The sequence below is a fragment of the Nocardioides speluncae genome, from assembly GCF_003121585.1.
Classification (GTDB): Bacteria; Actinomycetota; Actinomycetes; order Propionibacteriales; family Nocardioidaceae; genus Nocardioides; species Nocardioides speluncae.
In genome coordinates this window covers 34,687-56,455 of record NZ_QEOO01000023.1, presented here as the reverse complement: position 1 = coordinate 56,455, position 21,769 = coordinate 34,687, and the positions used below count along the sequence as shown (strand labels likewise).

Here is a 21,769-nt window from a genome sequence, read left to right as displayed (position 1 = left end):
CTAGGAGGAGCCCCGATGCTTCGGTTTTGTCGCGCCGCAGTCGGCGTACTCGCGTTGGTCGTGGTCACCGCGGCAGGTCAGTGGCTCCCCTAGAGTTCCGCCATGACAACGTCCGTGCCAGCTGGGTCGCCGCACAGGCTCTCCTACCTCTGGTTCGCCGTCATCGTGATTTCCTACCTGGCGATCATCAAGGGCGTCGGGTACGTGGCCGGCCAGATCTGGGACGTCAACGACGGGATCTACACCACGCAGGACGTGGTGGTGGGGATGTGGCTGCCGTTGGGGGCCGCCCTGGTGTTCACCTACGCCGTCGTCGCGGTGCTGCGGTGGTGGGACCCGGTGCTCCGGGAACGGCACCCGGTGCAGCGGTGGGTGTGGGCGGTGCCGATCATCTTCGCCGTCTGCATCGGCCTCGCGATCGACTACGCCGATCTCGCCGACAAGGGCCTCGGCTACATCCTGGCCCTCCTGGTCGCCACCCAGTTCGTCGGCTGGGGCGAGGAAGGCATGTTCCGCGGCATCGGTGTCACCACCCTGCGTTCCCACGGACTCACCGAAGGAAAGGTGGCGATGTGGTCCAGCGTGATCTTCGGCGCCGTTCACATCAGCAACGCCCTCACCGGAGACATCAGCAAGGCGTTGCCGCAGGCCATCGCGGTCAGCTTCGCCGGCTACTTCTTCTATCTCATCCGACGCGTCAGCGGCGGCAACGTCCTCAACTCGGTCCTGCACGGCCTGTTCGACTTCTCGATCCTCTCGGCCACCGCCATCGCTGTGGACCAGGGCGGTTACCTCGGCTCCATGGCCGCGATCCTCGCCTACCTCATCGTCGGGACACTTCTCATCGTGCGCCGCCGCAGCATCGAGCCCGCTCCTGCGCTCGCCAAGTGACCCGTCACCGAAGCCGATGAGCGGGCCCCACGACACGCCGGCCTGAAGGCGTCCGTTCCCGCTGTCCAACGCGGTCGGCGACTTCAAGGCGGCGTCGTGCGGCTCGAGCTGGTCGCCGCGTCATTGCCGGTGATCGCCACCGGATCCTGACCGCGCTACCTGGACAGGCGAAAGGCCGGGGCGTCGAGCGCCCCGGTCTCCACCACGCTTAGTCGCGTCGCGAGTCGGAGTAATCGGACCAGTCGTCGTACTCGTCGCCATCTTGGCTCGAGTCGGTCTGGTCAGTGTTCGGCTTCTCGCCATGCAGCTCCGCCGCCAGTGCCCCGAAGTCCGTCTCGTGAGTGCGGTACTTCAGGTCGCGGGCGACCTTCGTCTGCTTGGCCTTAGCTCGGCCGCGCCCCATAGGGTCGACCCCCTCGCACGCTTGGCCGGGGCCCAGCCATTGGCAGGGGGGAACCCGGTCTGGTCGGTCAGTTTCTCGTGGTGCTAACGCTACCGGGTGGGTGGGTGTTCCCGCACACCGAGATCGGTTTTTTGGGCCCGTTGAGCCGTGTGCAGACGAAAATTGGCCTCTCGGAGGTCACCAACCGGGGTGCTGGCCCTCCAGGACCACCTCGCCGCCGCGATCCGCGGACTCGGAAACGGTGCCGGCGACCCAGGCTCGGAGCCCGAATCCGCCCAGCAGATCGATCGCCCGGTCGGCGTCGTCGGGGGCGGTCAGCGAGACCATGCCGACCCCGCAGTTGAGGGTCTGCTCAAGGTCGGGCTGCGCGACCTCGCCGACCCGGCGTACGACGTCGAAGATCGGCTGCGGGGTCCAGGTGCCGCGGTCGATGGTCGCGGTGAGCTCGGTCGGCATCACCCTGGCCAGGTTGGCGGCCAGACCGCCGCCGGTGACATGGGAGAGCGCGTGGGTGTCGGTCTCGGCCGCCAGCGCCAGGCAGGCCTTGGTGTAGATCCGGGTCGGCTCCAGCAGCTCCTCGCCGAGGGTCCGGCCCAGCTCGTCGACGTGCCGGTCGAGCGCCCAGCCAGCCTGGGAAAGCAGCACATGCCGGACCAGGGAGTAGCCGTTGGAGTGCAGCCCGCTGGCCTCCATCGCGATCACCACGTCGCCGGCCCGGACCCGGCCGGACCCGAGCACCCGGTCGGCCTCGACCACGCCGGTGGTCGCGCCCGCGACGTCGTACTCGTCGGGATCGAGCAGGCCGGGGTGCTCGGCGGTCTCGCCGCCCAGCAGCGCGCAGCCGGCCGCCACACATGCCTCAGCGATGCCCTTGACGATCGCGGCGATCCGGTCGGGTACGACGCGGCCGGTGGCGATGTAGTCGGTCATGAACAGCGGCTCCGCGCCGCACACCACGATGTCGTCGACAACCATCCCGACCAGGTCGAACCCGATCGTGTCGTGCTTGTCCATCGCCTGGGCGATGGCGACCTTGGTGCCGACGCCGTCGGTGCTGGTCACCAGCAGCGGCCGGTCGTAGGCCTTCAGCGCGCTCGCGTCGAACAGCCCCGCGAAGCCGCCGATGCCGCCGACCATCTCCGGCCGACGGGCCTTCTCGACCCACTCCTTCATCAGCTCGACGGCTCGGTCGCCGGCCTCGATGGACACACCGGCGGCGGCGTACGCGTTCTCGGTCACGATTCTCCTGGGTTGGGGGATGAGGCTGATCCTACGGTCATCGCTGCCGGTTGATCAGTACTGCCGGAGGTCGTTCGTCAACCGGCACGTGACGCGTCCGCCAGCCGACCTCGCAGGATCGATCGTGTTGGTGCAGCCGCGGCGTCACCGTTGTGCGATCCAGGTCACCGCCGGGCAGCCTGCGTAAGGCTGTTGCCAAGATCTCGGCGGCCATCACACCAAGGTCCTGGACGTTCTGCTGCCGGTCCCCCCGCCGGCCGAGATCGACCTGCGCGATGGCATTCAGGCCGTGCAGCGCGTAGGTATCGGTGAGCGTGGCGAACTCGACCCCGTAGCCGACCGGCACCGACAAGGTCTGCAGCAGGCTGCGCCGAATCGCCCACTCACCCGCCAGGGGCTGTACGACGCCAGCCAGCTCGGGCCAGTACAGGTTGAGCAACGGCCGGGCCACCAACTCAGTGACTCTGCCGCCTTGCGGCACTCGCTCCCCTGACGAGGCGGGATGCCCATCGGCAAGCCGGTCGTAGAAGCCCTTGACCAGCAGCACGCTCTCGTCGGTCAGGAGCGGACCGATCAGGCCCGTGACGAAGTGCGGACCCCACGCCGTCAGGTCGGCGTCGATGAAGGCGAGCACGTCACCTGAGGTGACGAACTGCGACTTCCACAGCGCCTCCCCTTTGCCCGGCAGGGGCGACGTTCCGGCCTCGATGGTGTGCGCGGCGTACACGGTCGCGCCCGCTCGCCTAGCGACGGCAGCTGTGCCATCGGACGAACCGGAGTCGATCACGACGAGTTCATCCACCAGCCCGGTCGTCAGCAGCGAGCTCCGAAGCTCGCTGACGACCTCGCCGACCGTGTCCGCCTCATTGCGCGCCGGTACGACGACGCTCACGCGGATGTTCTGCTTCGCGTCACGCAGAAGCTCCTCACCGAAGTCCTCGGCGGACCAGCGGCGCGCAGCGAACCAGCGTCGTGCAGCGTCGTCCATGGTCGCCGACCGTAGCCCTCTCACACCTTTCCGTATCGCTAGGATCGCCGCCCGTGACCACTGAGTCTCCGTCCGTCTCGGCTTGGACCGTCAGCTGGTTTCGCGCCTACGACCTCGGCGATCTGGCGATACGGCAACCCCGCGAGGTGCTCGCCAGCGGCCAGCCACCAGAAGCGCGGAACCGCGACCTGGCACTGAACGAGTGCTTCGACGTCCAGGCGCTGCGTCAGGGCCACGCCGCACGGGCGTTGCTGAGGCACGTCGAGGTCACCGGCCTCCCGGGCCTCGATCCTGGGGTGACCGGCCGGGTTGCGGTGCATGGGCTCGTGCATGCCTCCGGATTCCTGGGGCTCCGGCCCACGGTGGTGTCGAGCACGCTGAGCGCCGAGGTGAGCGACGTACGCACACTGCTCGCCGCCCTGGATCAGGCGTTCTGGAATCTGGACCAGCCGCTCTCGTGGCATGTGGGCGAGGGCACTTCCTTCGTCGGAGGCGTCCGGGCGCTGATGAACTGGGTCTTCCTCGACATCTACGAGCGAGCTCACGGCCGCACGCCGACCAGTGGCCAGCTCAGCTCCTGGGCCAGCGAGGGCCAGCACGGCTGCGAGCGCCTGCACGAGCTGACCGTGCAGCGCCGGCTGCACTTCCCGTACCCGGTCAGCTTCGGCACCCAGTTCGAGGTCGTGGCGCCCGACATCAGCGGACCGCAGCGGCGTCTGCTCGCTCGCGCCCTCCTGCACCCGGAACAGCCGGCTGCCGACATCGCGCCGATGAACCTAGCCGGGACCGCGGCCGCCCAGTGGTACCTCACCGAGAACCACGCGCTGACGCTGGCCACCCACGGCGAGGTGTCGCCCACGCTCGACGTGATCGGAGTCGACCGCACCCAGCTCCTGGAGGCGCTGACGATCCGGCGCGGCGCGCTGCGCGGCGTACAACGAGATACCCAGCGCGTGCTCACCGAACGACGGCGGGTCTCGCTGGACAAGGTTGACCGGTGGCATCACGTGGTGGCGAGTACGACGGACAACTACGTGCTGCACGACCGGCTGGCACGCCTGATCGAGCCGGTACGTCGGCACAACGTCGAGCAGATCCTGATCCGCGACATCGGCGACCTCGAGCGCCAGGTGCGCGACAACCTCGCGTGGTTCCAAGGCCGCATCGACGCGCGGTCGGACTGGACGAGCGCACTGGTCGGGGCATCGGTCGGCACCGCGGCGATGGTCCTCAGCCTCCAGGAACCCATCAAGGCGCTGATCGGCCGGACCGCAGGCGGCACGCCCGAGCAGGCCGTCGCCGACCATGCCGTCATCTTCGTGGTCGTGGTGGTCGCACTGATGATCGTGTCGTTCGTCGGATCGGCGTGGCTGATCCGCAGGCTGACCGACCAGTTCAGCCTGTTTCCCGCGACCCGGCCGATGGACTAGCGAGTTTGGCTAAGGCCGGTTGAGGGCGTCGGTGGCACCGCCGCCCGGCACCGAGACGGCCAGACCGTCCGCGTCCAGCCTGACCTGGTCGACGGGCAGCGGCTCGGCCTCGAGGAGGTTTTTGCCGAGCAGCTCGGGCTCGGGAAGCGGGATGGGGTACTCGCCGGTGAGGCAAGCGGCGCACAGGCTGGTCTTCGGCAGCGTGGTGGCCTCGACGAGGTCCTCCAGCGAGATGTAGCCGAGGGAGTCGGCGCCGATCGAGCGGCAGATCTCCTCGGTGGTGAGGCCGTTGGCGATCAGCTCGGCGCGGGTGGCAAAGTCGATGCCGTAGAAGCACGGCCACTTGATCGGCGGGCTGGAGATCCGGACGTGGATCTCGCGGGCCCCGGCCTCTCGCAGCATCCGGATCAGCGCGCGCTGGGTGTTGCCGCGCACGATCGAGTCGTCGACCACGACCAACCGCTTGCCCTCGATCACGTCGCGCAGCGGGTTCAGCTTGAGCCGGATGCCGAGCTGCCGGATCGTCTGGCTCGGCTGGATGAACGTACGGCCGACGTAGGAGTTCTTGACCAAGCCGGTGCCGTACGGGATGCCGGACGCCTCGGCGTACCCGATCGCGGCGGGGGTGCCGGACTCGGGCACCGGGATCACCAGGTCGGCGTCGGCCGGGAAGGCCTTGGCCAGCTTGCGGCCGATCTCGACCCGGACGCTGTGCACGCGCTGGCCGCTCATCACCGTGTCCGGGCGGGCGAGGTAGAAGAACTCGAAGAGGCAGTGCTTGGGCGCCGGCTCGGCGAACTGGCGGCTGCGCAGGCCCTCCTCGTCGATCGAGATCAGCTCGCCCGGCTCGACCTCCCGGATGAAGCTGGCGCCGACGATGTCCAGCGCCGCGGTCTCCGAGGCGACCACCCAGCCGCGCTCCAGCCGGCCGATCACCAGCGGCCGGATGCCCTGCGGGTCGCGGGCGGCGTACACGGTGTTCTCGGTCATCCACACGAACGAGTAGGCGCCCTTGACCTTGGGCAGCAGCTCCGCGGCGCGCTCCTCGACGGTGGTCCCCGGGTGGTGCGCCAGCAGCGCGGTGACCAGGTCGGTGTCGTTGGTGGCACCCATGTCGGGAAGCCGCATGTGCAGGTCGAGCTCGCCGGCCAGGCCGATCTCGTCGACCATCTTCGCCAGCTCGGCGGTGTTGATCAGGTTGCCGTTGTGGGCCAGCGCGATCGAGCCGTCCGGCGTCGGCCGGAAGGTCGGCTGCGCGTTGTGCCAGGTGCTGGCGCCGGTCGTGGAGTAGCGCGCATGGCCGACAGCGACGTGACCCTTGAGCGCCTCCAGCGTGGACTCGTCGAAGACCTGGCTGACCAGCCCCATGTCCTTGTAGACCAGGATCTGGCGGCCGTTGCTGACCGCGATGCCGGCCGACTCCTGGCCGCGGTGCTGGAGGGCGTAGAGGCCGAAGTAGGTCAGCTTCGCGACGTCCTCCCCCGGCGCCCACACTCCGAAGACGCCACAGGCGTCCTGGGGTCCAAGATCGTGAGGATCGAGGGCAGCGGTCAGCCGCCCGTCTCCTCCCTTGCGCGCGCTACTGGGTGTGGGCACGACCCTGATTCTAGATTGGCGACGGGTGGTACGCCGATTCGGCGCGGCCGCAGCCTCCCACCAGCCCACCCCACCCTGTTTACCTATGCGAACGTCTGGGAAGGTGTCCGCGCCGTCAGCCCGCTATCTCGGAACGGAACCGATCCTCGTGCGTCGTCGTACCACCACGATGTTGTCCACACTGACCGTCGCGGTCGCCCTGCTCGTCTCGGCCTGCAGCGGCGGCTCGGAGGACAAGCCGTCCCCCGACAAGACGCCGCCGGCCGGTGCGGCCACTCTCGAGCCGGCGTGGGAAGAGTCCGGCGGGCAGCCGGTCTGGCTCACCGACGACTTCGTCGTCACCAACAGCCAGAACACCCTCGTGGCGCTCGACCTCGACGACGGCACCGAGCAGTGGAGCACGCCCGCACCGGACGGCCTCACCATCTGTGCCACCTCTCCCGAGGTGAACGACGACGGGCTCGCGGGCCTGTTGCTCGGCAACCCCGGACAGGCGTGCGAGACCGCCGCCGCGATCGACACCTCCACCGGCGACGTGAAGTGGACACAGCAGTTCGAGAACCCACTCGATCTGGAGCAGCCCACCGACGCGGTTAGCGTCGGCGACGACGCACTCGTCGCCGTGTCGTGCGCAACCGCACGGTTCTCGCTGGCCGACGGCGGCGAGCTGGAGCCGTTCTTCGAGGACGACACAGAGTGCGTCTACCACGAAGCGGTCGCTGCCGAGGGAACGGTGATCATCAAGGAGCCCGACGGCGGGGAGAGCAACATCGACCTCGTGGCGTACGACGGCGATACCGGCGAGGAGCTGTGGCGGCGGCCGGCCGACCGCTCCGACGAGCCTTACGAGATCGTCAACCTCGAGCCGCTGGTACTCGACATCCTTGAGGAGGGCGTGCCAGCTATCCGCACGGTGGATGACGAGGGCAACCTCGGCGCCGAGCTCGGTAGGCAGAACGAGGGCTACAGCGGGCAGCGCGCGGGGATCGCGAAGGTCATCGACAACAAGGTGGTCGTCGCAGAACTAGGAAAAGGCGACCGCTCGATGACCGTCTACGACATCGCCACCGGCGATGAGGTCGGGTCCCGCGCACTGGGCAAGGACGAGCGGCTGATCGGACTGTACGACGACGGCATCCTGACCGAACGACCGGCGGCCGACGACTCCCTTTTCGCGGCGGAGCTTCTCTACAGCGAGCTGACGGACCTCGATCAGGTGAGCCTCCTCGGCAGAGGCGACTGGCGACCAGGCTTCTCGTCCTACGCCGTGGCCGGCGACCGCCTGATCGTGTCGCCACCCAACACCATCGCGGCAATCCCGATCCCCGCTGAGGAGGGGCGGAAGCCGGTCGACGCCCCCTAGGTGACCGACCAGGCTTGGTTCGGTGCCCGGGTGCAGGTCCACAGCTGCAGCCGGGTGCCGTTGGCGCTGTTGTTGCCGGTGACGTCGACGCACTTGCCGGACACCGGGTTCACCAGCTCGCCGACCGCGGACCGGGTGAACCGCTGGTTGGCGCCGCCGCTGCACGACCAGATCTGGAGCCGACTGCCGTTGGCCGTGCCGTGGTCGACGACGTCGAGGCACTTGCCCAGCGCCCGGATGGTGCCGTCGCCGGGCAGGGTCCACTGCTGGGCGCCGGTGCCGTTGCACTCCCACAGCTGTACCGCGGTCCCGTTGGCGGAGCTGGCGCCGGCGACGTCCATGCACTTGCCGGCCAGTCCGGTGATCTGGTCCTGGCCGGGGCTCGAGGCGGGCGTCCCCGACCAGGTGAAGGTGGCCGTCGTACGCGCGGGCAGGGTGTAGACGAAGGACTGGTTGCCCCAGTTGACCTTCACCGACTGGGCCGAGGTACCGCCGTTGTGCGCGATCAGCGCCTTCGAGCCGTCCGGGTTCCGGTAGGCGACGTTCCGGATGGTCGCGTTGGCGGTCGAGGCGATCCGATAGGCGCCGGGGCGGACGAACTTCGTCAGGTGGCCGGTCGTGTAGTACTCGACGGTGTAGTCCACCTGGCCCGCTCGCGGGCCGCCCTCCTGCACGGTGATCAGGCCGGTGCAGACTCCACAGCCGCCGTTGTGCGGGCCTTGGAACTGGTTCAGCGCAAGACTCCACTTGACCAGGCTGCTGCTCCAGTTTCGCGCGTAGCTGACGATGTCGGTGAGGTCCTCGTTGTGCTGGTTGGCGATCCAGTTGCCGCCGGAGTGCTCGGTGCTGAACTGCCTGACCTGCGGGTACTGGTCGTGGACCTGGCTGCCGGTCGCCGGGTCGCCGAAGTAGCCGTGCCAGGCGATGCCGCCGAACAGCGGATCGTTGCGCACCCCGGCGTCGGCGAGGATCGGGGAGCCGAAGTTGGGGTAGTCGCCGTAGTTCCAGTCGTGGACCAGCACCTTGGCGTCGATGCCCGCCGCACGGAACGCCGGGTACACGTGGTTCTTGGTGAGCTCGACCAGGCCGGAGGCGTTCCAGCTCATGCCGGGGTAGTTCATCGCCGTCGGGTTGCCGGCCTGACAGCAGTTCGGCTCGTTCTGCACCGAGATGTAGTCGACGGGGACGCCGGCAGACTCGTAGCTCTGGATGTACTTGACCAGGTACGCGGCGTACGTCGGGTAGTGCTCCCACTTGAGCCAGCCCATCTGGTCCATCCGCCCGTTGTCCTTCATCCACCCCGGCGCGCTCCACGGCACGCCCTTGACCCGCAGCGCCGGGTTGAGCTGCTTGGCCTGTTGGGTCAGCAGCCGGACGTTGGTGTCGTAGCCGTTGCTACCGAAGTCGCCGAGGTCGCAGCAGGTGTCGTCGAGCGAGACCATCCCCGGCCGGGACAGGTCGGAGGCGCCGATCGGGTTGCGGACGAAGGAGAGCCCGATCCCGTCGGTCGGCGAGAACAGCTTGCGCATCACCTCGTTCCGGGTCGCCTCGCTTACCGCGCCGCCGCGCAGGAGGTACGCCGTGGTGTCGGTGATCGACGCGCCGCCGCCCTCGAACTGCTGGTACGTCGTGTTCTCGTCGACGGTGATCGTGTGCGCGGCGCTGCCGCCGGACCCGAAGGTGATCGGGGTCTGCCGCTCCAGTCCGCGGGTGACCGTTCTGCCTCCGGTGTCGGACGTCGTCGTGAGGTGGATGTTGACGGTCTCCCCCGCCGCCGCAGCGGGCGGGGCGGAGGTCGTGGCGACGGCGGTCAGGGCGGTCGCGGCCAGGGCGGTTGTGGCACCGAAGCAGGCGACCCGACGCAGGGTCGTGGGCATGGGCGGACTCCTAGAGAACTGTCCGGGACCGGCGCGCGCACATGGCGGACCGGTCCCGCCGAGAGGGACAAGGTCTAACTAGAAACGGGAGCGAATATCCGCAGGAACAGAGGACCACCTGGCGAAATTCAGCGTCAATGCCCCACGAGGCATGAGTTCGTTCTGCCTACGTCAGAACTAATAGGCCGACGGTCACGTCACGGTGAGGTCGGCCAGAGGCCGACGACGGCGCCCATGTCCTCGAACAGGGTGCCGAGGTCGGTGCCGAACGCAAAGACGCCGGCGACGATGACGAGCGCGATGAAGGCGACGAGCAGCGAGTACTCGGTCGCGGTGGCGCCCCGCTCGGACCTGCGCTCGGCACGCACGTCGGTCAGGAACAGGTGGATCTTCTCGAGCATGGCAAGCCTTTCCGGTTCGCTTGTCTGTCCAACAAAGATGGCCGGCCACCGCACCCCCTGCGATGACCGGCCACGATCGTGGTCTCCCGAATCAGGGAGCGACCCAGGTCTCGACCTCGTTGCCCAAGGCGGTGAACCAGGCGCTCAGGTCGTTACCGAAGGCGGTGACGCCGACGATGATGATGAACGCGATGAACGCGACGAGCAGCGAGTACTCGGTCGCGGTGGCGCCTCGCTCGGTCTTGCGCTCGGCGCGCAGATCGGTGAGAGACAGGGTGATGAAAAGCAGCTTCTCGAGCATTGGAAACCCCTCCGGATTGTCGTTCTCTGACGAGATCTGAGATTGGGCCCCACGCCCAACTACAACCAGTCTTGGTCGTCGGGCTCGTTGCCGGTATCGGTCGATCGGTCCGTGCCGCTGACCGAACGGTCGGCTCCTGGCCCCAAGTGACTAGGCCGGCCTAGTCATCCGCTCATCGGCGTGAGCAGGCCGGCACGAACGGCGTGCATGATGGCCTGCGCGCGGTTGGCGGCGCCGAGCTTCTCGTAGATCCGCGAGATGTGGGTCTTCGCGGTGGACTCGGAGATGTAGAGCTGGCGGGCGATCGGTCCCACGCCGAGGCCCTCGGCAAGCATGACCAGGATCTCCTGCTCCCGCGAGGAGAGCACCGGGCCCCTCGGCTCGGCACGGCGCTGCATGGCGCCGGCCAGGTCCCGGGTGGTGAACGAGCGGGGTGCGACCGCGGCATGCCGGGCAGCGGCTACCACGTCGTCGCTCGGCGCGGCCTTGCTGACGAACGCGGATGCGCCCGACTCGAGGGCGGCGAAGAGTGTGTCGTCGCCGGCGTACATCGTGAGTACGACGATGCCGATCGACTCATCCGCCTGGCGCAGGGTGCGGGCGAGGTCGATCCCGGTGCCGTCAGGGAGGTTGACGTCGGTGACGACGACCTGGGGCCGGGTCAGGCCGGCCAAGCGGCGGGCGTCGGCCACGGTGCCGGCCTCGGCGACGACTTGGAAGCCGTTGCGTTCGAGTGCCCGGCGCAGACCCTGGCGGATCAGCTCGTGGTCATCGACGAGCAGCACGGTGATCGGCATGGTGTTCTCCTTGGGCGGGTGCTGCTTGGACGCGGGACTGCACGGTCACGGCCGTGCCGCCATCGGGTCGTTCGCTGATCGTTAGGTCGGCGTCGATACGCTCGGCGCGCTCGCGCATGGTGTGCAAGCCGTAGTGACCGGCCCGCGGGGCCGGCGAGCCGACTCCGTCGTCCTCGATCGCCAGGCGCAGCCGGTTGTCCTGGGTAGTGAGGGTGACCCAGAGGTTGACGGCGTTGGCGTGCTTACGCACGTTCGCGATCGCCTCCTGGGCGATCCGGAGCAGCTCGTCCTCGGTGCGGGCGGGCAGCGGCGCGCCCTTCTCGTCGAGAAGCAGGTGCACCCGGAGACCGCTGCGCGTGCATACCTCGCGGACGTACTCCGCGAGGGCGCCGGAGAGGCCGCCGGCCTCCTCCACGCCGTGCCGCAGGTCGAAGATCGACTGCCGCAGCTCGTTGCCGATCCGGGTGACCTCGCGCCTGAGGTCGGCAGCGGCCCGCAGCGTGGCCGGATCGTCGGTCTCGGCCGCGAGCTCGTCGACCAGGTAGCCGAGCGAGGCGACCTCCTGGCCGACGCCGTCATGGATCTCCCGCGCCAGGCGGTTCCGCTCGTCGACGGTGGCCAGCGACCTGACGTCGTCGAAGAGCATCGACGTGTCGAGCCGAAGGCCGTGCTCATCGACCATCCCCTGCAGGCCGGATAGGCCGCGGCGGTGTTGGCCGGGATCGCAGAGCACCACGGCGCCGAAGGTGTCCTCGGCGACGCGGACCGGCAGGGCCACCATCCGCCCGGCCTGTACGGCGCGGCCGGTGCGCGCGCAGCGGCGAGCGATCCCCTCCTCTCCGAGCGGCCGATCCGTGCCGGTCGCAGCGAGCGCGACCAGCTCGGCGCCGTCGACGCGAACCAGGAGTGCGGTGCGCACGGCACCGGAGTCGGCGTGCAGCCGGTCGACGAGATTGCGAGCGACGCTGGCGGTATCCAGCCCCCCTGGCAGATTGTGGGCCACCGTGTGCAGCTGGCTGAGCAGCCGGTGCGCCTCGACGTACGGCGCCTGAGACTCCTCGAGAGCCCGGACCGACCGGGTCTGCCGCGCCGCCAGCAGGCCGGCGCCGAGGCCCAGCACCAGCCAGGGGACCGCGGCCGCGACGTTCGGCGCCGAGATGTCCAGCGCCCGCGCCCCGAGCACCTCCCCGATCAGCACAATGCCCATCGCCAGCGAGGTGTTGGCGACCGTGACCCAGCCGGTGCGGAGGCCCGCAACGACGGGCGGCACCGCAAGGTAGACCAGCAGCGGGGTCGCCGCGGCGCCGGCGCTGACGGTCAGCGTCGTAGCCAAGACGCCCTCCCCGATCGGGGCCAGCCGGGCGGTCGTGGGCGACGGATGCAGGTCGAGGGCGCACGCCGAGGCGGCCAGCACGCCGAGCGCGATCAGCACGACGGCCGCGGGCTCGAGACTGCCTGCGCTCAGCGCCTGGCCGATGGCGAAGGCGAGCGCGAACACTCGCGCAGCTGTGGTCAGCCGCCACGAGCGCGCAGGGGGCGGCGTGGTCGGGCGCTGGAACACGGGCAGGGTGGTCATGAGCCGAAGAAGTCCGTGATTTCCATGGCCACCGGTCCGATGATCACGATGAATAGGCAAGGCAGGATGAAGAAGATCAGCGGGAACAGGATCTTCACCGGCACCTGCTGGGCCTTCTCCTCGGCGCGCTGCCGCCGCTTGGTGCGCATCTCCTTGCTCTGGACGCGCAGCACCCGGGCGATCGGGATGCCCAGCGCGTCGGCCTGCACCATGGCCAGGCAGAAGGACTTCAGGTCCTTGATCGTGGTCCGCTCGCCCATCGCCCGCATCGCCTCCATCCGGCCGACCCCGATCTGGATCTCCTGCAGCAGCCGGGAGAGCTCCTGGGCCAGCGGGCCCTTGGTGTTCTTGGCCACCCGGTCGAGGGCCGCGTCGAAGCCGAGACCAGCCTCGACCGAGATCGTGAGCAGGTCGAGCGCGTCCGGCAGCGCGTTCTGCATCAACAGCTCTCGCTTCTGGCCGGCATTATTGAGCAGGATGTTCGGCAGCACGAAGCCGAACGCGCCCGCGCCGACCGTGATCAGGACCAGCTTGGGAAGCGCCGTACCTTGGCCGATCAGGTAGACGAACCCGACCCCACCGATGACGGCCATCGCGAGCACCTTCAGCCCGATGATCCGGTTGACGTCCCAGCCGGGCGGGTTGCCGGCGACGTCGAGCTTGTGCCGGATCCGGTCGGCCGTGTCGGCGCGGGTGAGCTTCTTACCGATGCCGACGAGTCGCTCGCCGAGCGGGGCGATCACCCGCTCGGAGAACGGGCGCTCGAGCTCCTGCTTGAGTACGTCGGGTGCCTTGTCCATCGCCTGGATCGCGGCCAGCGAGCGAGCCACGCCGCGCTTCTCGGTGGTCAGGACTCCCACGATCGACAGAGCCAGGGCAGCGCTGGCGAAGAGCAGCGCGCCGCCGAGGAGCAGGATCAGGTTTGCGGACATGTCAGACCTCGACCTTCACGAGCCGGGACAGGGTGAAGAAGCCCAACATGAGCAGGCCGATTGCTGTGGCCAGCAGCACCAGTCCCGTCAGCTCGGTGTACAACGGGCGGACGAACTCGGGCCGAACCAGCAGCATGTAGACGAACATCACCGGCGGCAGGGCGCCGAGGATCCAGGCCGAGAACCGCCCCTCGGCGCTGAGCACCTTGACCTGGCGGCGCAGGAACTCCCGTTCCCGGAGGGTGTCGGCGACGGTGTTCAGCAGTTCGGCAAGATTGCCGCCCACCTCCCGCTGGATCCGGAGCGCCATCACCACCCAGGAGAAGTCCTCGCTATCCATTCGCCGGGCGACACCGTCGAGCGCGTCCGCGATGTCGACCCCGAGCCGCGATTCGGCCAGCGCCCGGCGCAGCTCGCCGGCCATTGGCTCGTGCCCCTCGCGGACGACGGTGTCGACCGCCTGGGGCATCGAGAGGCCGGCCGACAGGCCGCCCGCCATCAGGGTCAGCGTCTCCGCCAGCTGGGCGTTGAACGCCGCCAGCCGACGGCCGTGTTTGACCTTGAGATAGACCCATGGCAGCAGCCCGCCGATCACGAGGAGCACCAGGGCGAGTGCCGCCCCGCGAATCACGAAGCCGACAAATGCTGCGCCGACGGCGATGCCGGCGTGCAGCAGCAGCCACTCCGCAGCGGAGATCTTGCTGCCCGCGCCGTACAGCTTCGTGGCGAGCCGGGTCTCGAGGTCGCCCTTGACCAGCTTCTCGGTCAGCGACACCGCGCTGTCCTTGAGGCTGGGGGCCGTCGGGCCGGGGAGGCTCCGGACCGACTTCCCACCGTGCTCAGCCTGGCCGGAGAAGTAGGCGATCTGCTGCTGGACCAGAGTCGGCCTGCGCGCGCCGATCAGCACTACGGCCAGGATGCCGGTCAAGCCGAGACCGAGGGCCAGGCCGCCGACCAACAGGCCTGCGGGCCCGATCAGCGGCTTGACGCTGGGCAGCGCGCTCGCGCCTGTGTCGATGGACGCCAGGGTCACGAACGCGCTGTCGCGGTAGGTCGTACCGCCGGCGGTCACTGTGACCGCCACAGACGCCCCGCCACTCGTGCCCTTCGGCTGCGGGAAGGTGACCAACAGCTGGCTGGACAGCGCGTAGGCCTGGGCGGTCAGCACCTTCGCGAGCGCGGACTGGTCGGCGTCCACGACGGCGCCGCCACTGCTGTCGGCGATCCGGGCGAGCAGCGCCAGGTGCTCGGGTGCCTGGTTGATGGCGACGGCGTCCACGACCACCGCGTTGTCGGTGGCTGCCTTGATCGCGTCCTCGATCGGCGCGCCGCGGCCTTCGTCCTGGCCGTCGGACAGCACCAGGACCGAGCGGGCGCCGTCGTTGCCGGCGACCTCGACCGCCTCGACCACGGCGTCGTACACCTGGGTGCCGGCGGTCAGCTCGATGTCGTCGATGGCCCCCACGAGCGCGGCGTGGTCGGCGGTGGGCTGGCTGACCACCCGAACGTCGCCGGCGAACGTCACCAGGCCGATCCGTACGTCGGACGGCGCGGCGGCGAGGAACGCCTTCGCGGCGGCCTTCGCCGCATTCCAGCGCGGCCCGCGCATGCTGTTGCTGGCGTCCAGCGCGAGGACGGTGGTGCGCTCGATCTCGCCGGCCTTGACCTGCTTGGCGGTGGCCGTGACGGGCGTGCCATCGACCGTGACCTCGACGCTCCCTGGCTGCGGCTTGGCCCCCGCGGGGATCCCGTCTACCGCCAGCAGGACCGACACGGTGCCGTCGACGGCGACCTCGACGTGGTCGATCTGCGTCTCGTCCGCGGCGTACGACGGGCCCGCCAGGCCGCAGAGCGCTGCGGCCGCGGCAGCAGCGACCGCGCGGAGAGCCCCTCGCCTGGTCACCGGTAGGCCCTCTCGTTCAGGAAGATCGTCGGGTCGACGGACACGTTGTGGTCCTGGAGCCGGTCCAGGAACTTCGGCCGCAGCCCGGTCGACTGGAGGTGGCCCAGCGCCCGGCCGTGCTCGTCGAAGCCAGCGCCATAGTCGAAGAGGAAGACGTCCTGGAGGGTGATCATGTCGCCCTCCATGCCGACAACCTCGGTGATCGCGGTGATCCGCCGGGTGCCGTCCTTGAGCCGGGTCTGCTGGAGCACCAGGTCGATCGCGCTGGAGGCCTGCTCCCGGATCGCCCGGACCGGCAGCTCCATCCCGGCCATCATCACCATCGTCTCGACGCGGGCCATCGCATCGCGGGGAGAGTTGGCGTGCACGGTGGAGATCGAGCCGTCGTGACCGGTGTTCATCGCCTGGAGCATGTCGAGCGCGGCGGCGTCGCGGATCTCGCCGACGACGATCCGGTCGGGCCGCATCCGGAGCGCGTTGCGGACCAGGTCGCGGATCTGGACCGCGCCCTTGCCCTCAATGTTCGCGGGGCGCGACTCGAGCCGGAGCACGTGCTCCTGGTGCAGCCGCAGCTCGGCGGCGTCCTCGATGGTCACGATCCGCTCGTCGGACGGGATGAACGACGAGAGCACGTTCAGCGTCGTGGTCTTGCCGGCGCCGGTGCCGCCCGAGACCAGGATGTTGAGCCGGCCCCGGACGCACGCCTCGAGCAGCGCGGCCGAGCCGGGCGTCAGGGTGTCGAACGAGATCAGGTCCTCGACCGTGAACGGGACCGCCGAGAACTTCCGGATGGTCAGCTTCGAGCCGTCCAGGGCGAGCGGCGGGATGATCGCGTTCACCCGGCTGCCATCGGGAAGCCGGGCGTCGACCATCGGGCTGGTCTCGTCGACCCGACGCCCGATCTTGGCCACGATCTTGTCGATGGTGCGGCGCAGGTGCGCCTCGTCGGTGAAGGTCGCGCTGACGCGCGAGAGCCGGCCGTCGCGCTCGACGAAGATGTCGTGGGCGCTGTTCACCATCACCTCGGTCAGCGCCGGGTCGTGCAGGAACGGCTCTAGCGGGCCGTAGCCGAGGATGTCGTCGGCGATCTCCTGGGACAGCCGGGTCCGGTCGGCCCCGGACATCGGCCGCTCGGAGGCGGACATGGCGGTATGCAGCGCCCCGCGGACCAGCAGCTCGAGCTCCTCCTGGGTCATGTTGATGTCGTAGAGCTTCGGGCCGAGGGACTCGACCAGCTGGGCGTGTACGACGCGCTTGACATCGGCGAACGGGTCGGTGGGCGCACGGTGCCGGGTTCGGCGGGCTGCGGTCGCCGCGGGGCTGCCGTTGGCCGCCGAGCGGGCGTCCGCGAGTCCGTTCTGGGCTTGTGCGATGCGTTCGGAGAGGGTCATGATCAGTGCACCTGCTTCGACCGGAGCCGGCGGGAGCCGCGGCCCTTGGAGCTCTCGGGATGGTCGGCCGGCGGCCGCTCGACCAGACTTCGCGCCAGCGCGATGAAGGTCCGGCTCACCGAATGCTTAGGTTGTGCCTGGACGATCGCCTCGCCCCGGTTGACGGCGGCCAGGATGTCGCGGCTGGACGGGATCGACGCCACGATCTCCAGCCCGAGGGTCTCCTCGACCTCCTTCGGGGAGAGGCCGACTTTGGCGTCGGCGCGGTTCAGGACCAGCCGCCAGTCCTCGCGCGGGATGTTGAGCAGGTCGAGGGTGCCGGTCGCGAGCTTGAGGTTCTTCAGCGACGGGATATCCAGCGTGCCGACCAGGACCAGGAGGTCGCTCTGGTCGAAGGCGTCCAGCGCGAAGTCGTCGAACTGGCCCGAGGTGTCAACGACCACCACGTCGAACAGCTGCTTGAGCATGTGCAGCGCCGGGGTCACCGCCGCGGCCGAGACCTGGTCCTTGGCGTCGATGGTGAGCGGTGCGGCCAGCACGCAGAGCCGCTCGGAATGCTCGGTGAGCACCGACTCGACCCCGCCCTGGTCGACCGTGCTCAGGCTCGCGAGGTCGGACAGCGACCGGGTCGGGAACAGCTGCAGCATGATCGCCACGTCGCCGCCGTGGACGTCGAGGTCGACCAGGCACACCCGGTGCCCGTGGTCGGCGAGCGCGGTGCCGAGGTTGGTGGCGACCGTGGTCTTGCCGACCCCGCCCTTGGTCGAGAAGACCGTGACCAGGGTGCCGGTCGGCCCGGGAGCCGGCTCGGCCGCGCCCGGGGTGGCCAGGCCGGCGACCGCCTGCGACACCTCGTGCACACGGCGTACGGCGACGGCCAGGCCGGTCAGGTCGCGAAGCTCGACCACCTCCCGCATCCCGGATCGCAGCGCGTCGCCCAGGATGTTGCTGTCGACACGGGAGCGGACCAGGATCACGCCCAGCGCCGGGCGGGTGATCCGCTGGTTGTGGGCGAAGCCGGTCGCGGCGTCTAGCTCGACGCCGGCGCCGAGCACCACGGCGTACTCCCGCGGGTGTGCGGCCAGGTGCCGCTCGACCGCGTCGAAGCTGCCGACCACGGTCGCGCCGCCGCCGAGGGCGGCCTGGAGCTGCTCGGCCTGGTCGGGGTCACGCTCGAGGATGACGGTCATGACAGGCCTCCGAATGCCTCGGGAAGGATGTCGATGGCGGTGATGCCCCGGGCATCGGAGACCTTCGACTTGTCGTTCAGCAGAGCGAAGGAGAGCTCGCCGTTGCGGGCGGCGAAGATGACCTTCTGCGCCTGCTTCTGGTCGGCAGCGAGCGTGAGGATGGTCCGCGGGATCTCCTCGGTGGTCTGCTCGCCGTCCTCGTTGGTCGTGGTCCTCGACGAGACGGTCGTCGTACCGACGCCGATCACCTGGATGTCGGGCAGCAGCAGCCGGGTGACCGGCGGGAGCTTCTGGGTGCTGCCGTCAGCCCTGATCAGCTCCGGGTCCGCCGACACGAAGATCGCCACCCGCGAGCCCGGGTTGACGAAGCCCGCCACCCGCGCGGGGTTGGTCAGCTCGACGCTGATCGCCAGCTTGTCGTCGGGGATGCGCAGCGTCTCCTCGGAACCCGGGTCGCCGAACTTCTGGCTGATGATCTGCTCGCCCGGGAAGATCGAGCCGACGGCGACCTGGTCGTCGATCGACGACACCGAGGTCAGCGCGCCGTCGACCATCGAGTCGCGGGCGACCTTGATCTTCTCGAACTTGCCCGCGCCCTGGGCGTCGGCAACGGACTCGCCCGGTTCGATCGTCTCGGTCGCCGTGAGCACCTCGACCAGCTCCTGGCCCTGGGTGGCGCGAGCGTTGATGCCCGAGACGTACATCAGGATCAGGGCAGTGCCGAGGCCGGCGATGAGGAAGGCCACCAGAAGGAGGATCGGTCGTCGTGCCATGAGAGGTTCCTTACCTTGCGTTGTTGCGGTGGTGGCGTCAGTCCGTGAGGACGATGACCTTGGTGCCGACACCGAGGTAGTCCATGACCGGACCACCGGAGATCGACTCCGGAAGGGCCTTGGGGTTGAAGAACACGACCTTGACCGAGCGCAGCGACTTCGCGCTGCCCTGGGTCTTGAAGCCGAGTCCGTTGTATTCGTCGGGACCGTCGGGTCCGGTGATGAAGGCCGGCCGAAAGTCGATGATCTGCCAGCGCTGGCTGCCGCCCGGGCTGGCCGCGATGCCGAACACCGGCACCCAGAAGTACCTGGGCGAGGCGAAGATGTCCTTGGAGATCACCGCCGGGCCGCTGTACCCGGGCGTCTGGTACGACGTCGTCGCGCCACTGGCGACGAAGCAGGCCAGCGTGTCGTTGTTGAATGTCCTGGAGCCGATGCTGCCGCCGAAGTCGATGGTCTGGTCCGGGCGGCCACAGTCGGGGTTCGTGGGCTTGGCCAGCCGCGCCGGCGCCGAGATGCCCTTGCCCGTGAGCAGCCCGGCCTCGGTGTCGGAGGCCGGCAGACCGGTGTCGGTGTCCACGCAGTTGGTGCCGTCGTTGGGCGCGAGTACGGCGCTGCCGTCGCCCGCGGAGCAGGTCCAGCCCGGGTGCGGGTTGGGGTAGGTGGTGAGCGTGAAGTCGAGGCTGGTGGCGATGTTCATCGCCAGCCAGTCGCTCGGGGTGCCGCTGTCGCGCGGCAGCCTGAGCGCGCCGAAGTTGCCGTCAGTCACCGTCGACGCGCATTCGAGGATCGACTCACCGACCTGGAACGGCAGCGCCGCGGACCAGGTGGTCCCGTTGTCCTTGGAGACCCGGACGTACCACGTCTCCTGGATCGAGCGCACGGTCGCGGGGATGTCGCTCAGCGTGACCAGCTTCTTGGCCGCCGTGGTCCTGGGCACGGTGATGTGATGGTTCGACCCGTTCTCCGGTGTGCTGAACGCGATCGTGGTGACGTTCTCGAGGGCGTTGTTCCCAGTGATCGACAGCGCGATGGTGCCCGGCTGGTTGAGGTCGATCCGGTCCGGCGTCAGCGAGTCGATAGTGAGTGTGTTGTCGATGGGGCTGTCCTGCTGCAGGTCCGGCGTGGGCAGCGGCGTCGTCCCGCCCGGCGAGTTGTCGAGCAGGGTCTGCTGGCCGTAGTCGCAGCCCGCGGCCGCGAACGCCGGCATCATTCCGCTGGCGGGCGAGTAGACGCCGGCCTCGGCGTACGCCGGGACGTCCACGCCGTCGTTGTCGGGCGACAGCGCCTTGGCCAGGCCGAAGTTCACGCGCGCCGCGGGCGCCCACAGCTCGACCTTCCAGCCGTCGCACTGGATGAAGCCGTCGCCGTCGTCGCTGGAGCCGCCGAGGTCCACGTCGAACGGGTCGCCGTCCTGGTCGATCCAGTTCTCCTCGAGGTAGCTCTCGGCGGCGGCGACGGCCTCCGCGGAGCAGTCGCCCGAGCCGTCGAGCTTGGCGGCAGCGGCGAGCACGGCCAGGTCGGCGGCGCTCTGGAGCGAGGACCGCTTGGCGTAGACCTGCCCCATGTCGATCGCCACCGCGCCGACGCCGAGCAGGACCAGCGCCAGCACCGCCACGAGGACCGCAGTGGCGCCACGCTCGTCGCGCTGCGCGCCCATCCGGGCGGTCACGGCGTGCACCCCGAGACGTCTTCGACCCGTGCTGTCGCCGACTTCGTGATGGCAGGCAGCGAGATCAGGTCGCCGATGTTGGGCGCGGAGTAGGTCACCGTCACCGTGACCGAGTCGCCGGTCTCGGGGCCGGCGCCGGTGTTGCCGCTGCCCTTCGCGAAGCTGGATGACACCCCCGGCGCGTTCGCGGCCGCGGCGCCGATCCGATCCACCACGAGCGCGTTGTTGGCGGCGGAGTCACACGGCTGTACGGCGTACCGGCGGGCGCCCTCGCGCGCGGCGTGCGCGCCTACCTGGTAGGACCAGAAGTAGATCGCGAACTGGATGATCCCGATGAGCAGGGTCAGCAGCACCATCGCCACCAGCGCAAACTCCACCGCGGCTGCTCCGGTCTCCCGGCGCGCGCGTGTCAAACGTGCAGCACCCATTGCTGTACCCCAGTTCCCAAGGCCCCCCGGCCAGTCGCCAAGACGCTAAGTCGGGAACGGTGCGACTGAAAGGGTTATGACGGAGTTCAGGCCGGAACAGTGTGACAACCATCACTTGGGACTACCTCGGGGCCCTGGGAGTAGTCCGAACGTGTCAGTTGAACATCAACTAACGGTCAGGCCGTCCCAGCCGTTCAGTTGGCGCGCGCCGACCGCGCGTCGACCTGGCTAGTGGTCGTCTCCCGAAGTTCTTCGAGGGAGCACCCCACTCAAGAACGGTCGCGAGTTGCGTCGACGTGCGGCTCGAACCAGCTCCTGCACCTGCCTCGAGAACGATCGAACCCGTCATGCGGTCGCGCGGGTGGATCGAGCCTGATCGCCGAAGGCTCGGTCGAGCTCGGACTCGGCCCAGTCACGGACCTCGTCCGGCGGCGCCCCCCGGTCGGCATCCCACTCGGCGAACAGGGCATCCATGATCATGCCCGGCTTCAGACGGTCGGCGATGTACGACGACACCGACCGCGCCTCGCCGTCGGCGACTGCGGCCTTGATTGAGTCGATCAGGTCCGCAGGCAGGGTGATCGAGATCTGCCGGGTTTCACTCATGAGGCCATCATG

The 21,769-nt window shown here is 69.2% G+C and carries 20 protein-coding genes; 3 read left to right on the top strand and 17 right to left on the bottom strand.

Annotated features, from left to right (window positions below):
• Positions 1-102: 102 nt before the first annotated feature.
• A complete protein-coding gene (locus tag DDV73_RS13190; protein ID WP_109507719.1) occupies positions 103-891 on the top strand; it encodes a CPBP family intramembrane glutamic endopeptidase in 789 nt (262 codons plus the stop codon).
• A gap of 208 nt (positions 892-1,099) precedes the next feature.
• Here the strand turns inward: DDV73_RS13190 and DDV73_RS13185 are convergent, their stop codons facing one another.
• The 3 genes from DDV73_RS13185 to DDV73_RS13175 form a co-directional block, all read right to left on the bottom strand.
• Positions 1,100-1,294, bottom strand: a complete 195-nt coding sequence (locus DDV73_RS13185; RefSeq protein ID WP_109507718.1) for a DUF3073 domain-containing protein — start codon at positions 1,292-1,294, stop codon at positions 1,100-1,102.
• Positions 1,295-1,471: 177 nt separating this feature from the next.
• Positions 1,472-2,533, bottom strand: a complete 1,062-nt coding sequence (gene purM, locus DDV73_RS13180; RefSeq protein WP_206050853.1) for a phosphoribosylformylglycinamidine cyclo-ligase — start codon at positions 2,531-2,533, stop codon at positions 1,472-1,474.
• Positions 2,534-2,570: 37 nt separating this feature from the next.
• Entirely contained in the window at positions 2,571-3,521 is a 951-nt protein-coding gene (locus DDV73_RS13175) for a glucosyl-3-phosphoglycerate synthase (RefSeq protein WP_109507716.1), read from the bottom strand.
• A 53-nt stretch (positions 3,522-3,574) separates the two neighbouring features.
• Between DDV73_RS13175 and DDV73_RS13170 the strand changes: the two genes are divergently transcribed.
• Entirely contained in the window at positions 3,575-4,951 is a 1,377-nt protein-coding gene (locus DDV73_RS13170) for a hypothetical protein (RefSeq protein WP_109507715.1), read from the top strand.
• Positions 4,952-4,960: 9 nt separating this feature from the next.
• On the opposite strand, the gene purF is transcribed toward DDV73_RS13170, so the two are convergent.
• Entirely contained in the window at positions 4,961-6,547 is a 1,587-nt protein-coding gene (purF, locus tag DDV73_RS13165) for an amidophosphoribosyltransferase (protein WP_109507714.1), read from the bottom strand.
• A 172-nt stretch (positions 6,548-6,719) separates the two neighbouring features.
• Here purF and DDV73_RS13160 point away from each other — a divergent pair, with 172 nt between their 5' ends.
• Entirely contained in the window at positions 6,720-7,910 is a 1,191-nt protein-coding gene (locus DDV73_RS13160) for an outer membrane protein assembly factor BamB family protein (protein ID WP_206050852.1), read from the top strand.
• Here the strand turns inward: DDV73_RS13160 and DDV73_RS13155 are convergent.
• The 13 genes from DDV73_RS13155 to DDV73_RS13095 all read right to left on the bottom strand — a co-directional run bounded on the left by DDV73_RS13155 (position 7,907) and on the right by DDV73_RS13095 (position 21,757).
• On the bottom strand, positions 7,907-9,787 hold the full coding sequence (locus DDV73_RS13155; protein WP_109507712.1) for a ricin-type beta-trefoil lectin domain protein: 1,881 nt from the start codon (positions 9,785-9,787) through the stop codon (positions 7,907-7,909). The two genes, DDV73_RS13160 and DDV73_RS13155, sit on opposite strands and share 4 nt — an antisense overlap.
• Before the next feature lie 197 nt (positions 9,788-9,984).
• Positions 9,985-10,188 carry a Flp family type IVb pilin gene (locus DDV73_RS13150; RefSeq protein WP_109507711.1) on the bottom strand — a complete coding sequence of 68 codons (204 nt, stop codon included), beginning with the start codon at positions 10,186-10,188 and terminating at the stop codon, positions 9,985-9,987.
• 91 nt (positions 10,189-10,279) lie between these two features.
• Entirely contained in the window at positions 10,280-10,489 is a 210-nt protein-coding gene (locus tag DDV73_RS13145) for a Flp family type IVb pilin (protein ID WP_109507710.1), read from the bottom strand.
• Positions 10,490-10,653: 164 nt separating this feature from the next.
• The gene (locus DDV73_RS13140) at positions 10,654-11,286 is read right to left on the bottom strand and encodes a response regulator transcription factor (protein WP_109507709.1); all 633 of its coding nucleotides are present in this window, start codon (positions 11,284-11,286) and stop codon (positions 10,654-10,656) included.
• A complete protein-coding gene (locus tag DDV73_RS13135) occupies positions 11,258-12,862 on the bottom strand; it encodes a sensor histidine kinase (protein WP_109507708.1) in 1,605 nt (534 codons plus the stop codon). Before DDV73_RS13135 ends, DDV73_RS13140 begins: the two co-directional genes overlap by 29 nt.
• Complete coding sequence (locus DDV73_RS13130; RefSeq protein ID WP_109507707.1) at positions 12,859-13,794, bottom strand: type II secretion system F family protein; 936 nt, start codon at positions 13,792-13,794, stop codon at positions 12,859-12,861. The genes DDV73_RS13135 and DDV73_RS13130 overlap by 4 nt, the downstream gene beginning before the upstream one ends.
• A gap of 1 nt (position 13,795) precedes the next feature.
• The gene (locus DDV73_RS13125) at positions 13,796-15,697 is read right to left on the bottom strand and encodes a type II secretion system F family protein (protein ID WP_109507706.1); all 1,902 of its coding nucleotides are present in this window, start codon (positions 15,695-15,697) and stop codon (positions 13,796-13,798) included.
• Positions 15,694-17,088: a TadA family conjugal transfer-associated ATPase gene (locus DDV73_RS13120; RefSeq protein WP_109507705.1), complete on the bottom strand. Its 1,395-nt coding sequence runs from the start codon at positions 17,086-17,088 to the stop codon at positions 15,694-15,696. Before DDV73_RS13120 ends, DDV73_RS13125 begins: the two co-directional genes overlap by 4 nt.
• 2 nt (positions 17,089-17,090) lie before the next feature.
• Positions 17,091-18,278: a CpaE/TadZ family protein gene (locus DDV73_RS13115; protein ID WP_109507704.1), complete on the bottom strand. Its 1,188-nt coding sequence runs from the start codon at positions 18,276-18,278 to the stop codon at positions 17,091-17,093.
• Complete coding sequence (gene cpaB / locus DDV73_RS13110; protein WP_109507703.1) at positions 18,275-19,051, bottom strand: Flp pilus assembly protein CpaB; 777 nt, start codon at positions 19,049-19,051, stop codon at positions 18,275-18,277. Before cpaB ends, DDV73_RS13115 begins: the two co-directional genes overlap by 4 nt.
• Before the next feature lie 37 nt (positions 19,052-19,088).
• Entirely contained in the window at positions 19,089-20,732 is a 1,644-nt protein-coding gene (locus tag DDV73_RS27955) for a pilus assembly protein TadG-related protein (protein WP_206050851.1), read from the bottom strand.
• On the bottom strand, positions 20,720-21,100 hold the full coding sequence (locus tag DDV73_RS13100; protein ID WP_161962377.1) for a TadE family protein: 381 nt from the start codon (positions 21,098-21,100) through the stop codon (positions 20,720-20,722). Before DDV73_RS13100 ends, DDV73_RS27955 begins: the two co-directional genes overlap by 13 nt.
• A gap of 396 nt (positions 21,101-21,496) precedes the next feature.
• Positions 21,497-21,757 (bottom strand): hypothetical protein, encoded by a 261-nt coding sequence (locus DDV73_RS13095; protein WP_109507701.1) that lies wholly within the window; start codon positions 21,755-21,757, stop codon positions 21,497-21,499.
• Positions 21,758-21,769 lie beyond the last annotated feature (12 nt).